Raw genomic sequence first — 15,409 nt, 5'->3', positions numbered from 1 at the left:
AATGAAATGAGGAGATGAACCGGGTCATTACAGACCGTAATAACCTTAAATCCCTACGCCAGCATTATCTGGATCAGGTGCGGAGCAGAACTCCTGGGTATCATCTCAGCCTGCCACTTAGCAAGCACCCCACTTAAGGGCAAATGTAGGCCACAGCAACCTAGTAGAAAAGGATTCAAGAGTTTTTATTAGAGAAGTGTAAAACTAGCCATGTTGTTTACCGTCAAACCTCACCACTGAACGGAATAAAGAGTTCACTCATCGAAAAATCAGCTTTCTCCCCCTCGTTGTATCGATTTTTGACCCAAATCTAGTGAAATATGAAAAAGCTCTTGTACTTAGTATTCATCCTGACAGTCGTTTCATGTATTGAAGAACCTTCTTTCGAAGAAGCGGTTGAAAATACGGAATCGTTAAGCGATTATTCCTTCCAAAACTTCAATTTTGAAACCTCAAAGAAGGTTAATCTAAGCATACAAGATTACAACACCACTCCTGCCAAATACGAACTATACTATCTATATAATGGAGAACGTCAAATGCTGGGATCTTATATTAAACAAACCAACGGACTTAATGTAAGTCAGTGGCTTCCCTCTTCTGTAGAAGATATGCATGTACTAAAATCTGACGCGGGAGGTACGGAGGATTACCTATTAAATATTGAAGGAAGTAGTGCAAACCTGACCATCGATGTCAATATCAGTTCAGCGGCAGCTAATAGCAATGAAGGCTGTTTCGATCATCTCTATGCCGTAAATAGTAATGGCGATTTCTTTACGATTGATGTATCGGATGATGCCTTTAACCCAACCGATTTGAGTCAGTTAGAAGGTGGAGGATCAATTGCCAATGCCTTAGATCAAAAGAATGGAATTATGTATTACAATGTAAACAAGACATTATATGCTTACGACATTGCCAATGGAACCTTCACTGTCAAGCACAACAGTAATCCATTTAATGGAAGTTACCCAAGGTTAGAATACAAAGATGGCTTTTTTTACATGGGCAATAAAGAACTCCTTTATAAGGTTAATGCCGAAACCAATGATGTAGTTGCAGAATATACAATCAATGGCTTTATCAACAACAGTGGCGGAGGTGACTTGGCATTTGATTCGGCTGGCGAACTCTATTTGGCTTGTTTTTCGGGCTTGTATAAGTTCACCGAGATTGACGACACAAACAAGACTGCCGAAATCATAAGAATTAGTGCGGAAAACTTCCCTTTCCAGCTTACTTCTATGGCCATCGACAGACAAGACCGTATTTTCGTGGGTACCAATGATGCTAATTCAAACTTAATCCAAATCAGTAAAGAAGATGGCGCTTATCAAATTGTTAAGACTTTCGACAAAAAGATAAATGACCTTACTGCATGGAGATGTGAAACAACCGATTTAAGTCAGCAAGACTCCGATAATGATGGAGTTATTGATGAGTTAGATGATTACCCTAACGATCCAGAGGCAGCAGTCGACACCTACACTCCTTCTGCATTAGGAATGGGTTCCTTCGCTTTTGAAGATTTATGGCCTTTAAAAGGTGATTACGACTTCAATGACATGGTGATTGGGTACCGATATACCAATGTATTGAATAGTAAAAATAAGAGTGTGAGATTTATCATGAACTTTACCATTCGCGCGGTTGGCGCGGCAAATCATAGCGGGTTTGGAATAGAATTAGATGTTAACCCCACTTTAGTGGAATCGGTAACAGGGCATAAAACGGCTGGTAATAATACTTCCCTGAATGCCAAAGGCCTAGAAGATCAGCAAGATAAGACTGTAATCATCGTCTTCAACGATAGTTTCAATCATATGAAACCAGCCACGGGAGCAAAATTCATCAATACAGATCCAAATGAAACTAAAGTTACTCCATTCGAAATTGAGGTGGTGGTAGAGTTTAACAACCCAATTGATCCTGAATTGATCGGTGATGCTCCTTTCAACCCATTTATTTTCTCAAGTTATGACCGAGGAACTGAACTGCATTTGGCTGGAAAAATGCCTACTTCTTTAGCAAACGAAAGTCTATTCGGAACGGAATATGACGACACGAATTTAGCTGCAGGAAAAACCTATCAGGACAGCAACAATTTGCCTTGGGCAATCCATATTATTCATGAATTCAGATACCCAATTGAAAAAGCTAGAATAGATCAGGGCTATAACAAATTTGTAGATTGGGGATTAAGCCAAGGTACAACTTATCGCGATTGGTATGGAGACAATTCTGGCTATCGAAATACAAGCAAGCTCTATTTTATTAATTGATAAAAACGAAATAAGATTTGACCACGAGTCTTAAAAACAAAAAGCTATAGCGAAAGCCACCGGGGCTTTCGCTTATATTTTCATCATTTTAATTGAATCAATTAATAAAAAAGTTTTACTTAAGGTTTTATTCACAACCTAAGTATAAAAACCATGTCCGTAGCTGCCGTTGCCAATGATCGTGTTCGATTACCCTTTACTTTTGATGTAGAAAAAATGAAAGCTGAGGTGAAAACCTTGGGCATGAACGAATTTATTTATTACAATGTCATTCCATTGCGAGCCCCTGCGCATCAGGTAGATCCTTCTCTCCCTTTACCTCCTCCTGCCGATGATTATGCGGATGGTACTTGGACAGAATGGTTAAATATTCCTGCCATGGCTTCAACCCCATACTTGACCAGTATTATCGATAAGTTTCAGGAACATACCCGTGTCACTTTAGTGAGAGTTTTGAGATTGGCAGCTGGAAATGAAGTAAAAGAACATACCGACCCCACTTTAGGTTTAGAAGTTGAAAGATCAGTGGTGCGCTTAACCATTCCTATACTTGTGGGTGATGAAGTGGATTTCTTCTTAAACGGAACCCCTGTACCCATGCAGCCTGGTGAATGCTGGTATTTACGCCTCACTGACCCACATAAAGTAGTGAATGGCAGCACAACCGACAGAATCAACCTCACCATTGATATGGCTCCGAATGATTGGTTAAGAAATCTTATCCAAAAAGCAGCTACAAACGATTAAACAAATACATTTTCTCAAAGGGTTGAAGTCTCTATGTGCGTAAAGATTTTTTCGCTTTCTTCAACCCATGATCAATATCCCTACCATCAGCGTGAATGAAGATTTCGTTACCGTTTTTTCGGAAGAAGCCTTCCCTCAACATGTTCGAGGTGGAATGGTTTTAACCGAGCGAATTGATGCCCAGAATCTAAGAATCCGAACCAGTCAAGCAGGCTATGAAAGTGATTGGCATGTGGCAGGCGACCCCACTTTAATTCTAGTGCAAAGCGGCACTTTAAGAATTACACTTCGAAATGGAGAACATAAAGACTTTAGTGCTGGCCATATGTTTATTGCGAAGGATTACCTGCCCGAACATATTCATTTCGATACTGAAAAGCATGGGCATTGTGCTAAAGTTTTGGGTAACGAAACCTTACTAGCCGTGCATATCAAATTGGAGCAAATCTAAACCTTATTTCAATTTTCGGTGGGTTTTGCTAATGATTGAAGCCCTATTTTTATCTACCCCAGTTTGAGCAGCATATTTCGGCCAATCATTCACTACAGAAGTCACCTGATCGATTAATTGCTGAGGCTTCTTGATGGAATTCTCCTTGGCAAAAGCCAATAGATCGTCCAACGTAAAATTATCACGCTTTCCTCTAATCGACATTTGGTGCTGACTGGTCCAATCGCCCTGAGGGTTATAGGCCCAATTGACATCATAGGCTGGTGACAGTCTCCACTCTCCGCCTTGAGGCAATAGAAAAGCAATGTTCTTGGTATGGTCGTCTTGATTTCTCGCGATTACATTGAACACCATACGCAAATACTGTTGCTCAAAATCCTGATATGGCAACCGCAATTCACGCATGTCGGCAAAAGCATCTTCATATCCATATAGCCCAGGCATCATGAAATCGTAATGTGCCATGGCACACAGAGTTTGCATGTGCAGTTTCTTTCCTTCTTCTCCCCGATCGAAACGCTGAGTCATAAAATGCGCTCGGCCATTTTCTTCCAAAAGCTGACAAGGCATCATGTCGATGCCGCAATCTTTCGCCATTAAATGATAAGCCATTTCTATACGTCCATAACCCGCTGGGTCACCCAAACTCCCTTCCTTTACCCCATCAAATTTTAGCATGTAATATTCAAAGCCCTTAGGCAAAGTAAACTGCCCCGATTTAATCGCTTTCGTTTTGGGGTTGAAACCAATAATTGCTTTGGGTCGCTGACCACCAGCCGAAGTACCTACGCGAATCAAGTCGGTCATGGCTTGCTCCTCATCTGCCGTTAGATTAAGGTTTACCGCTTGCCTTTCTTCCAACACCTTATTGGTTAGCGAAAGCAAGGATTCCACTTCGATATCTTTTACCTGCGTTCCGAAAGGCGTAGTAGCAGGTTCAAACTCCAGTGCCCCCATGCCACGAATACCCACATAACCCAATTTTTCAATGGGGTTAATGGAGTTAATAGCTCTCCCTTGAGAAGCCAACCAAGAACGGATGATCTGATTTCCAAAAGCATCAGGGAGAGAATCGGAAAGTAAGCCCGGTAAACCGCTATAAGTGGCTTTCTCTAAATTGGGGAATGAAAAAATGCGCTCACCTCGCTTAATATCTTCCAAAGGCATGGTGAGTGGCGCCAAGTCGGTAGTACCTTCTGCAAACTCAGGAGCAAACTCGAAAGAAGCCAGCTGCCTTTGTTCGTTCCAAAGCACAGCGCCCACTAGTTCGCCCCAAATTTTTACCCTTAATACTAGCATGGTTATTTCTTTTTAGATTTACGTACCCGCTGCATAGGTTTAAGCTCACGCTCCATTACCATCATCGGACTTTCTTCCACTTCAGGAATGAGGTAATCAAGCTGATCGAGAGATTTGAGTGCACGAAGCACCTGAATTAATACCGATAAAGTAACAGAACGCCCATATTCGAGATTTTGAATCGTATTAATGTTTACACCAGCATTTTGGGCAAGCTCTTTCTGAGTGTACCTTTTCTGCAATCTTAACTGCTTGACCCGCCTGCCCATCTCATCGACAATGGCCTGATCTGTCATCCTCTTCCAGTTCATACACCTAAATTTGTAGGTTTTAAATAACAAATGTACGCATAAAACCTAATTTCATAGGTTTAACGTTCTAAACAAAGATAAAGTTCATTTTCAAAAAACCTATAATAACAGGTATTAAATATAAAATAACCACATAAAACCTACTATAGTAGGTTTTATGTGGTTTCAGTTAATGTAAAAAAGTAACGGATAAATAGGACCAATTATCTCATGAAAAAAAGATAAAGCTTAAAAGACTCAACAAAATAGCACCACCGATTATATACCAGTTCAACTTTACCAATCTTTCATCAAGCCTCTTATGTCTCGACCAAAAGTTAAGCGAAATCGCAATCAATAGTGCGGGCATGCTAAGCACTAAGTTGAAATAATAAAACCACATCCAGCTGGTAACCAAAGACCAAATGGCTAAGGCAGCCGTAACAAAAGGAATCGCTCGATGTATGTTCGGAGTGGCCTTCTCAGGTGAACGAAAATAATAAATGAGTAACAAGAGCACTGAAAGCCCCGCAAAAACCAACACCCATGAGAGTATACCCGGCATATTCTACTTATTTATAGGGTTAGTCTTCTTAATAAATGTATAATCTGGCTCCAAAGAACCAGTAGGCTCCTTCCACCATAATTTAGTTTTCTTAAAACCATAAAGTTCCTCCATCACCTTTCCTTCTTGATCGAGCCTTTTTCGATAAACCTTCGTCCAGTTATCCTGCCCATCGTACTCATAAATACTTTCAGAATTGGTGTACTGCTTACCTCTTGCCTCCATCACGGATTTAACAATAGCATTATGTTCATCTCTGAATAAAACCTCTTTCTGTTCACCTTTAAGTTCATAGCTTTTTCTATAACCATTCTCGTCAAACACAATCTCCTCCGCGCCAAGCTTTCGATCGCCTTCAACATGAGTAATATTAATGCTACTGGGAACAGTGCTATTTGGGTAATACTTATGGTCTTCAATTCTTTTTTTAATCCTTTTACCATTAAATACGATCAACATTTTTGGTGTTTCAGGAGAGCCAGTCACATACTGAAATACTTGGGCTGTATCGGCACTTGAAATTTCATAAGTCATCCACTTACCAGCACTTCGTACATGGCTAAACTTTGCAAAGCGACTATTTTTATCACCCGCAAAACTTACCTCATTGAGCATCTCGCTTGTTGATCCATCTCCGTTCCAAGTGTAACTATGTTCTGTCACTCTATCCTGCAGCACTTCAGAAGTTTTGTCTTGTAATTGCCTACCTGCCTCATCAAAAAGCGCATAAGTCTCTCTTATTTTTGTAATGGTTTTAGTCTCCCTGTCGTACCTATACCAGTGAATTTGGCTCTCTACCACCTGCCCATTCAATGAAAGATCCGTTATAGATTTAGAAAACTGTGCTGCGACAGTATTGGCCATTATCACCAGTAACGCCATCGATAGATTTGATACCCTTCCCATTTAAACATGTTTATCCGATGACCAACACTAATACCTGAGTCATCTTTTCATAACATCAAATCTACTGTCAATTATGAGGCGACTCAATACCAGCCAAGTGGCATAAGCCATACCCTCTGGAGGGTATAGAATCGAAGCCCATATTTCAAAGTAAGTTCCAACCTTTGATTGTTTACTCTTGTCTATTAGCACTGTAGAAAAAACTACATAAGTTGACGTTATACTCCACACAGAACTGGAGACTTAATTAGGGTAAATTCACTTCAACAGAGAATTTACCATGGCATTAAACTTGTGGTTTTAATACTGAACATTTGCCTACTATTGCAGTGGGCACAACATAATAAATAACCTAAATCAAATAAAAATTCAGAATTATGAAATTAAATGCAAAGCAAGAGATTCCGTTTAAAGGAATGATGAGGAGTATGATGATGTTGGTTGCCACAGTATTTATACTTTCTAGCTGTAATATGGATGACGGGGATAGTATTCCTGAAAACGTGGCTTATGTTTCACTTTATCAAGCATCGCCCAACGCCCCAGCCTTAGACATCGAAATTGATAACAGGCAATTGAACACTTACTCTTTTGATTACGCAGATTACACAGGGTATTTAAGGTTTTTTACAGGTAGTAGAAATTTTAAATTTACCCCAGCAAATGCCAATAACATAGTAGCCGATACTACCTTGACTATAGGCGCTGGAAGAACCTATTCAATCTTTACCGTAGGGGAATATGATGATTTGAAAGTGTTGAAGTTAGAAGACAATTCAGACACCCCAAGTAATGGAAATGCTAAAGTAAGGCTGGTAAATTTATCACCAGATGCACCAACATTACAAGTTACAGCTGATGGTCAAACTGATCCTTTATTTAGCGATTCTAACTTTATGGATGCTTCTGACTTTATGGAACTTACCGCGGCAGAATACGACCTAAAAGTTACATCTCCGGATGACAACACGATTGAGCTAAATGTACCAGACATCAAATTTCAGAACGGATATTACTACACTATTATTCTACGAGGGTATAATACACCGCCAGCAGGCAACAGCAATACATTAAGTGTACAAATAATTGTAAACTAATAAAATTCAGTAGATTAGAAAGCAGAAAGGCAACCCAAGTTGGGTTGCCTTTCTATTTTTATCAGTTCTAATTTTTTAAAGAATAATAATCAACAAGAGAATGACGATAATAGCACCTGAAGAGATGTAAAGCCCTCCTCCTCCGCTATCGCGAATATCTTTTTTCATAGTACGTACTTCTTTACGCAGTTCTTTTCTTTCTTCTCTGGTCAAACTGGATTTGTCCATGTCTTTAATTTCATTCAAGCGAACCACCATAGCTTGCATTTCTTCATGGGTTAACTTCTCGGTCGATTTGTCCGTGATTGGATCGCTTATAGTTGCAGCGCTCATCTGGCTTGGAACAAACATTAATAGTATTATCCCAAAAGTGAAATAGATAGATAATTTTTTCATTGCTTAAAATTTAATGTTTTAGGAATAACCATCAAGTTACAACAAATGTTTTCTAACCCACGACAGAATACCGGTCTATTTCTTTTTGAGCTTTGCGTCACTTTTTACTTCATATAATTCATTATCGGAAGTCATAAACCCAAACACCCAACCCGTAGCTTTACCTTTAAACACCATAATAAGATCGCCCATTTTCACTTGTTCATAGTTACTCTCGTTTACACTAATGAGTTGATTATTGGTGCGGATGAAAAACCCTCTTGTATTTCCAGTTTGTCTAAATTTGTCTAACACCAATTCTGAATAAACGATTTTCATTCCAGTGTTCACTTCCTTTCTATAGGCCAAAATGTATTTAATCATCTTTCTGAAAGCCAAAAACCACCAAATGGTAAAAGGAAAAATCATGATAGGTATAAGCCAAAGCCCAGAAAACAAGGAGCCGATAACTACCCATCCCAAAATAACAATTACCCAAATGCGGTTTTTGATTGCACGATTTCTAGCCTTTTTTAGAAGCTCAAAATCAGCTTTGGTCATTTGTAACTCTCGTTCCTTTGGCACGAAGTTTTGATGCTTATCAACATCAGGAACAATGGCTTTAATTTTATCCTCACTGATTTCTGCTTCGGCAATTACTCTGTTATAAAAAACGGTTTGAGAATACTTGGAATAATGAATCTCTACTTCCATACCTACCGACATACGACCATAAATAATCGCATCTACCGGTAATTTTTTGTCATCAAAATATAGGTAATATGTTCTCCGTGTAGTAGTCTTACTTCGGGTACTGCCTCTACTCCCTCCACTAGAACTATGCGAGGTGGTAATGTCTATGTGTTTATCGGTAATAGTACCCGTCAGAATTTGCTTCTTCTTTTTGATGAAATCCAAAATGAAACCTCTCATTATGTAGCCTAGAACGGCTAAAAACAAGAGAAAAAACACTCCAAAAATGATAATAGGTATCATTTCATCGATTTCGGAAAGAAGGTTATCCCAGAAAAAGAACTTTATAAACGCGAAGAAAATGAGCATAAAAATTAAAACCCCAATCAAATTGGTTTTTGCTTTCTTCAATTCCTCCGGAAGTAAATCCACTTCCACTTCTGTATAAGCCATACGTTCTTTTTTTGAGTTAAATTTCTAGAAGTTATGCCCAAGCGACTATACCGTGGTGTGGGTATATTCTCATACCCTTAAACAAAAAAAGCACTTTCAGTTTTAATTGAAAGTGCTTTTCTAAATGGATGGTTAATCTTATAAAATCACTTGTCCACCAAGTACCACACCATGACTAAATGAACCTCTCACACTATGCGTTTCTCCTGGCGCTAAATTACCTCCGCTTACAAAGTTCAAAGGCACATAGCCATCGGTTCTAAAAGCTTCGAAAAAGAGTTTGCAAGAACGATTGATCATGCCCGCAAAACCAATCACAAGCTGATTTTGTCTTTCCCATGGCGCTCCTTCAGGTCCGGCAATAAATTTCGAAAACTCGCCTGACAGCGTATATATTACATTGCTTTCTGGGTTGAAATTGTATTTTGCTCCAATATCAAAAGAAGAGACTTTTGAAGCTGGAAACACATCTAGCGGTGGGTTTGGATTAAAGGTGCCGGGCCAAACTTTTACAGTTTTAGCAAAACTACCTTGTGCTACAAATTTATCGCTGATTTTTAAGTTACCATATGCGGTATAAGCCGGATTATTATCTTGACATGGGTTGAAATGTGTTACAGGATATGCATGACAATACGCACTACCAAACACAAACGAACCGCCTACATTGAGTTCGGTTTCTTCACTCAAATTCATTGTATAGTTAATGTCAGATACAAAGTTGTTGATTTTAGAAGGCACATTCGAACCATTACCTACTGGAGTAGCCAAGGCACGGAACTGGCTACCACCTTGCACAGCCATAAATTTAGCATGAATTCCTCCTTTTCTATACCCCACTTGTAAGCCATAACCTAAACCACCGAAGGCATGCCAAGTAGTAGAATTAGAAAATGGACTCACGCTTCCCACCTGACCAAAAGGTGCATCCATTTTGCCAATAGCACCATAAAATGGAGATTTATTCAAATCACCCATTACCAAAAATGCTTTGTAAAGTTGAATCTGGTTCCTAGTTAAGGTTGTGATGGTTCCTTGCCCAAAGCTTTGCTCTGGATTATACAGTAATTCAGCATGAACTGTAATCCAATTATTGATGGCTCCAGTTGTTGAAATCTGAAAAGAATGAATTACCGCCTCAGTAACTGTTTTCCCTATCTGATTTGTAGATGTTGGGTGGCGCATGAGATAAGCGAACTTTGAATCCTCATTCGATCTTTGGTAATCAAAAATAGAAATCAGAGAGGTGCCAATGGTTAAGCTTCTATCTTCTAAAGCTCCTTTTTGTCTTTCCTCTAATAGGATATTTACTTTCCTGAGGTTCTGACTAGGGTCCAACATTTTGTATGAAAATTGAGAGTTGATCCCAATTGTTCCTTTTGAATTTTCTTGCGCGTTGCTTTGAGCAATAGCCCAATTGCACAATAGCATCATTGCGAAAAATACTTTTTTCATTTTATTGTTTTGAATATTAAATGAGAAGAAAACTAAATGGAGAGGTTATTAAAATTACCATGTCAGCTTGCTGACTTAAAAAATCATACAAGTGTAGTGCTTTCACTTAAAAAGGCCAAAAATGCGCTCCATTTTTATTCGATAGAAAACAGAAAAGCCGAATCAGCAAATTGATAACTTTACTAACTCGGCTTAACCTTATGTTTTTAGTGAATTTACTTCACTGCAAAATGAATATCAGTAATCAACTCATTATCTGGCACGCTACCTGGCATATTTACATACTCTTCAAAAGGAGAAATTCCCTTTACCGTTTTAATTGCTTTGGCCCTATGCAAGTTATACATGGCCGACCACGCATTACCTAAATGTCTATAAGGGCCAGTATGGCGAAGGGTGTATACTTTGATTGCCGGAATTTCGCCTACTTTCATTCCCGAAGGCAAATCATGTGGAACTGACTTTACAGCAAGTCCAGAAGTATATTCGACCTTACCATTTGCAAAGTCCCACTTATGGTAGATCGAAAACATTTTCCCTGCAATAAGGTCTTCTTTATCCTTAAAAAACTCACCTATTTTACCAAAGTCCCGTTTCATGTCCTGATCAATGGAATCAATAGTTGAATGACTATGGATGCCAATGTATTGTACTTTGGGTAAAGCCTGTTCACCTCTAAAGTCGAGTTTAGAATGGACCTCACCGTCTTCAACATAATCCTTTAAAAGATTTAAGCCTCGCTCATAATCCATACCTATAAACCCAAGCATCATCTTCTTCATCCAAAACATGAAGAAGGGCAGGCTGCTATCCATAAACCAAGTCAATTTTGTGCCGCCAGAAGTGGGCTCCAACTCAAATCGAACTTTGGCTTTAGATTTCCATGGTTTTAAAAATGTTAAATCAAGATTGATAGATTTATTTTCTACCTCGCTTGTGATGCGCATGTTACCAGAACCAATTCTTTTACCCTCCCACTCATAGTATTTGGTATCGGGGGCTACCTTCACTTCGTATTCTGGTTCCAGAATAAGCCAAGGCGACCATGCAGGCCAATGGTTGAAATCATTTAATGCTTTAAAAACCTTATCAGGAGAAGAATTTATTTCAATGCTTCGGTTCAAATCAATTTTAGGCATGGGTTCAGGAGTGTTGGTTTACACCACTGAATTTAAATAAAATGTATGAATAGATGGGTGAATCGCTAAAGAAGAAATTATATAAAGCTATTTCACCTCAAAAGAAAAACTTACAGTTCCAGCTACTACTAAATCCTTTCGAATGCATTTCACATCTATATCATTACCCGCCTCTAATGCTCCCTTTAGTTCGCTCAGACGATAATAAGACTCAGAAACAATACCTATTTCCTTTCCATTATATTCTACTGAGATCTGGTCAAATTCTGAATGGAGCTTAAGTTTTACAGAATCCCCAGTGGTTAACTGCCTAAAATTCGACCGTTGAGTTTTAATTTCAGCTAGGTTGAAAGTACCAAAGCCAGAGGCTAAAGCCAGCTGCCTTTCTTTATTGAGGTTGCGAACAACAGTTGACTCCTCTTTGTGCAAATCCTTGTCTAACAAAAATGCATTCGATAAAAAACCAGCCACTTCTAAAATCATCAGTCTATATTTAGATATAAAGGCAATACGCCATTGCAACTACCAGAGTTACAAAAACCATGATACTCTTTTTCGAACACAAAACTGAATGAATTCATGCTCATCGGTTTATTCGCTAGGGTGAATAATTCGAAATTGAAAAAAATCGCACTACCCGCAAGTTATTTTACGCCTTGGCATCAAAGCTACTGTACAATAAATAAATACTTATGAAATCTATGATCCTTAAATCTGGCATGGCACTTTTTCTTCTTATTAGTTTTAGCTGCGGAGGAGACGATTCTCCTCAAGAGGAGGAAGAAACTACTCAAGAATTGCCCGCAGTTTTTCAAAGTTTCACTGATAATGTTACTGTATATATTAACGGCTCATATGTAGTGATTGAAACCAATGACGTACCCAATCATCCGAGCCCATACTTTGCACAATCAGACGACAGGTATGAGGCCTACAACGGTAGCAACAGCAATTTTAAAATAAACCCAAACCGAATTGTGGAACAAAGCATTACGCTAAGGATTCCCTTAAACCCAACAGAGGCGACCAATAAACAAGCTACGCCTTTGGGCGCTATAGGAGTTTCTGTAAATGGCGTAGTTTTCTTTAACCAATACGCTGGGCCAAACCAACCGCTGACCAATGAGATTGATTCTTTCGATCAATACCTTGGCCATCCGCAGCAGTCTGGCACTTATCATTACCACCAAGAACCTCTTTATCTGACGGCTACGCTTGGCAGCGATAAGCTTTTAGGCTGGCTGTTAGACGGTTTTCCTGTTTATGGTCCGGTAGAAAACGGAATTAGAGTAACCAATGCTGATGTAGATGATTATCATGGACATAGCCATGTAACGACTGAATACCCAAATGGAATTTACCATTATCACATTACAGATGCCGACCCATATATTAATGGAAGTGGCTTTTTTGGTGTAGCAGGAACGGTTTCTAACTAATCGACATGAAAAAGATCATACTCTATATCGGGCTTATGCTATGTACTTATAAAGCTACCATAACGGATTTTGATGACAATCCGATAATTCCAGATGTGATTGTTAACACCAATGAAGCAAACCTAAAAAGAAACGGTGCCTTTATGCTTTTAGATGGCAAACCCTTTTCTGGTCACTTGGTTAGTTACTATTCCAACGGCCAGGTAGAGTCTAAAAGCACCTATTTTGAAGGGCTTCGCGAAGGCAAATCCAGTCAATTTTATGATGACGGTAGCCTTAAGGAAGAAAGGTGGTATAGCAAAAACCAGAAAACAGGTACCCACTATGGTTGGTGGCCCAATGGAAATAAGAAGTTTGAATTCCATTTTGTTGATGGGCTTCATCATGGAGAAGCCAAGGAATGGCAAATAGACGGACAGCCTTATAAATTCTTCAACTACACTTTAGGTAAAGAAGATGGTTCTCAAAAAATGTGGGAGTCAGACGGCAGCGTTCGGGCCAATTATGTGGTAAAAGATGGCCATCGTTACGGTCTAATCGGATTAAAAAATTGTAAATCAGTAGATAATGAAACAGGAACATTTAGCGCTTTACCTTATTAACTTGAGCCTTCTATTTCTTTTTGGTTGCACGAACCAAAACACGGAAACCGAAGGAACTCCTCTCCCCTTTTATAATTCGGCAGACTTTACACCAGAATGGATAGGTGAAGAAGAAGTTCAATATTCCGAAATTCACACCATTGCAAACTTCAGTTTTCAGAACCAAAGTGGAGAGGTGATTAACAATAAAAGCCTGGCTGGAAAAATATACGTAGCCGATTTCTTCTTCACCATTTGTCCTAGCATATGCCCAAAAATGACTTCGAATTTAGAAAAGGTTCAAACAGAATTTATCAATGATAAATCGGTTATGTTGGTATCTCACTCTGTAATGCCTTGGGTAGATTCAGTTTCTGTTTTAAAGACTTATGCAGAAATGCATGGAATAGAGAACCGTAAATGGCACTTACTTACAGGCCACACTGAGGAGATATACCAACTGGCTCGTCAGTCTTATTTTGCTGAAAAGGAAATCGGTTTGGATAAAGATTCAAATGAATTTCTTCATACTGAAAACTTTATTTTGGTGGATGGTTTAGGAAGAATTCGTGGCGTGTATAATGGCACCATTCCATTAGAAATGGATCGCTTAATCACTGATATTAAAACATTGAAGCAATTAGGGTGAAAAGCCATGAAATTGCTAATCCAGACCAAACAATAAGAATCCCCATTCTTGATTTTATTTTTTTCCCGTGGTTGTACCAATGATAACCCAAACCGATAAAGAATAAGATCAGGAATGGCCAGTCAATTATATATATTTCTAAGGGAAGTACTGAGGCCATTGAGAATATAAAAAAGCCAAAACCGCTGAGTACAAAAAACGCTATCTGGGGCTTTTTCATTGAAAATGAACTGGTAGATTCGAAGCTAGCCAGCAACGAAAAAAAACCTATAGCAACGGGGGCATAAGTTGAAACCTCATAGTATTTAACAATAGACGCTATTGCACTGAAGCCAAGTAAAACAATTACAAGTTTGGTAAACTGGCTTTTGGCCTTTTTAACCTTAAAAAGGCCAAAAACACCTGCCAAAGCAATAATTAGAGATGATACCATTTCCTCAATAAAAGTAACGCCACTTTACTAATTCATATAAAAAACACTATTACCATATTGTGATCTTTCCAGAGCCCTGAACCTATATTTTTCATAGACAGCTTCATTTGTTCAATAAGTCAAAATCGGTATAAATTCGGTAATCCTACAGCGGCAATCTCGGAATAAAAGGACAGATAAGACCTACCCCTTTTGGGTGGTTTTTTATGATAATTGATAGAAAAAAAATCCAGGGTCGTATACCCTGGTTTTACTTTTCACCTAAACATTGTTGCGTGCGAACTTTATAGCTACATGCATCAGATTCTTTAATTCCTTTTATTTTAAAATTACAACCCGCTTAATAGGGTAATAGAAAACAGCACCCAAACCATTAATTGCAAAACCAAGTCAATATTCCTTTTTGATATATTCCTGTTACTTCTAGATCCTTCCATTTTATTTTCTTCGATTCCAATAAGGAAACATCACTCCCCCTATTTCATTAGTTCTTAATCAAAAATTTATCCTCTTTAAATCATGACTATTTCGTATACATAGACATGGACTTCA

Annotated in this window: 17 protein-coding genes; 7 read left to right on the top strand and 10 right to left on the bottom strand. The window is 38.7% G+C overall.

The features are described 5' to 3' along the window. The first annotated feature begins 320 nt into the window (after positions 1 to 320). From MB14_RS10730 to MB14_RS10720, 3 genes are all read left to right on the top strand, one after another. A complete protein-coding gene (locus MB14_RS10730) occupies positions 321 to 2,285 on the top strand; it encodes an LruC domain-containing protein (protein WP_062591535.1) in 1,965 nt (654 codons plus the stop codon). Between the two features lie 153 nt (positions 2,286 to 2,438). Beyond that, positions 2,439 to 3,032, top strand: coding sequence for an aspartyl/asparaginyl beta-hydroxylase domain-containing protein (locus MB14_RS10725; protein WP_062591534.1), 594 nt, complete (start codon positions 2,439 to 2,441; stop codon positions 3,030 to 3,032). A gap of 67 nt (positions 3,033 to 3,099) precedes the next feature. Further along, positions 3,100 to 3,483 carry a cupin domain-containing protein gene (locus MB14_RS10720; protein WP_062591533.1) on the top strand — a complete coding sequence of 128 codons (384 nt, stop codon included), beginning with the start codon at positions 3,100 to 3,102 and terminating at the stop codon, positions 3,481 to 3,483. A gap of 3 nt (positions 3,484 to 3,486) precedes the next feature. Here MB14_RS10720 and MB14_RS10715 read toward each other — a convergent pair whose 3' ends face one another. The 4 genes from MB14_RS10715 to MB14_RS10700 all read right to left on the bottom strand — a co-directional run bounded on the left by MB14_RS10715 (position 3,487) and on the right by MB14_RS10700 (position 6,543). Then, positions 3,487 to 4,782, bottom strand: a complete 1,296-nt coding sequence (locus MB14_RS10715; RefSeq protein ID WP_062591532.1) for a type II toxin-antitoxin system HipA family toxin — start codon at positions 4,780 to 4,782, stop codon at positions 3,487 to 3,489. Positions 4,783 to 4,784: 2 nt separating this feature from the next. Next, positions 4,785 to 5,093 (bottom strand): helix-turn-helix domain-containing protein, encoded by a 309-nt coding sequence (locus MB14_RS10710; protein WP_062591531.1) that lies wholly within the window; start codon positions 5,091 to 5,093, stop codon positions 4,785 to 4,787. Between the two features lie 208 nt (positions 5,094 to 5,301). Then, positions 5,302 to 5,637: a hypothetical protein gene (locus tag MB14_RS10705; protein ID WP_062591530.1), complete on the bottom strand. Its 336-nt coding sequence runs from the start codon at positions 5,635 to 5,637 to the stop codon at positions 5,302 to 5,304. A gap of 3 nt (positions 5,638 to 5,640) precedes the next feature. Next, positions 5,641 to 6,543: a hypothetical protein gene (locus MB14_RS10700; RefSeq protein WP_132644011.1), complete on the bottom strand. Its 903-nt coding sequence runs from the start codon at positions 6,541 to 6,543 to the stop codon at positions 5,641 to 5,643. Positions 6,544 to 6,920: 377 nt separating this feature from the next. Here MB14_RS10700 and MB14_RS10695 point away from each other — a divergent pair, with 377 nt between their 5' ends. Continuing rightward, positions 6,921 to 7,640, top strand: a complete 720-nt coding sequence (locus tag MB14_RS10695; protein WP_062591528.1) for a DUF4397 domain-containing protein — start codon at positions 6,921 to 6,923, stop codon at positions 7,638 to 7,640. Positions 7,641 to 7,715: 75 nt separating this feature from the next. Here MB14_RS10695 and MB14_RS10690 read toward each other — a convergent pair whose 3' ends face one another. The 5 genes from MB14_RS10690 to MB14_RS10670 form a co-directional block, all read right to left on the bottom strand. After that, positions 7,716 to 8,036 carry a hypothetical protein gene (locus tag MB14_RS10690; protein WP_062591527.1) on the bottom strand — a complete coding sequence of 107 codons (321 nt, stop codon included), beginning with the start codon at positions 8,034 to 8,036 and terminating at the stop codon, positions 7,716 to 7,718. 75 nt (positions 8,037 to 8,111) lie between these two features. Continuing rightward, the gene (locus tag MB14_RS10685) at positions 8,112 to 9,161 is read right to left on the bottom strand and encodes a hypothetical protein (protein WP_062591526.1); all 1,050 of its coding nucleotides are present in this window, start codon (positions 9,159 to 9,161) and stop codon (positions 8,112 to 8,114) included. A gap of 138 nt (positions 9,162 to 9,299) precedes the next feature. Beyond that, positions 9,300 to 10,616, bottom strand: coding sequence for a hypothetical protein (locus tag MB14_RS10680; RefSeq protein ID WP_062591525.1), 1,317 nt, complete (start codon positions 10,614 to 10,616; stop codon positions 9,300 to 9,302). Positions 10,617 to 10,831: 215 nt separating this feature from the next. Continuing rightward, positions 10,832 to 11,755, bottom strand: coding sequence for an SRPBCC family protein (locus MB14_RS10675; protein ID WP_062591524.1), 924 nt, complete (start codon positions 11,753 to 11,755; stop codon positions 10,832 to 10,834). An 87-nt stretch (positions 11,756 to 11,842) separates the two neighbouring features. Next, complete coding sequence (locus tag MB14_RS10670) at positions 11,843 to 12,238, bottom strand: hypothetical protein (RefSeq protein ID WP_062591523.1); 396 nt, start codon at positions 12,236 to 12,238, stop codon at positions 11,843 to 11,845. Positions 12,239 to 12,447: 209 nt separating this feature from the next. Between MB14_RS10670 and MB14_RS10665 the strand changes: the two genes are divergently transcribed. Genes MB14_RS10665 through MB14_RS10655 form a run of 3 tightly spaced genes read left to right on the top strand, consistent with a single transcriptional unit; the run spans position 12,448 to position 14,424 of the window. Further along, positions 12,448 to 13,194 carry a YHYH protein gene (locus MB14_RS10665; RefSeq protein ID WP_062591522.1) on the top strand — a complete coding sequence of 249 codons (747 nt, stop codon included), beginning with the start codon at positions 12,448 to 12,450 and terminating at the stop codon, positions 13,192 to 13,194. Between the two features lie 5 nt (positions 13,195 to 13,199). Beyond that, a complete protein-coding gene (locus MB14_RS10660; RefSeq protein WP_062591521.1) occupies positions 13,200 to 13,796 on the top strand; it encodes a toxin-antitoxin system YwqK family antitoxin in 597 nt (198 codons plus the stop codon). Beyond that, entirely contained in the window at positions 13,762 to 14,424 is a 663-nt protein-coding gene (locus MB14_RS10655) for an SCO family protein (protein WP_062591520.1), read from the top strand. The genes MB14_RS10660 and MB14_RS10655 overlap by 35 nt, the downstream gene beginning before the upstream one ends. Here MB14_RS10655 and MB14_RS10650 read toward each other — a convergent pair. Next, positions 14,399 to 14,857 (bottom strand): hypothetical protein, encoded by a 459-nt coding sequence (locus tag MB14_RS10650; protein WP_062591519.1) that lies wholly within the window; start codon positions 14,855 to 14,857, stop codon positions 14,399 to 14,401. The genes MB14_RS10655 and MB14_RS10650 overlap by 26 nt on opposite strands. Positions 14,858 to 15,409: the final 552 nt, after the last annotated feature.

The sequence above is a fragment of the Roseivirga ehrenbergii genome (assembly GCF_001593005.1).
Lineage (GTDB): Bacteria > Bacteroidota > Bacteroidia > Cytophagales > Cyclobacteriaceae > Roseivirga > Roseivirga ehrenbergii.
Note: the sequence above shows the minus strand (reverse complement) of the source record. Positions and strands in the feature narration are given on the sequence as shown.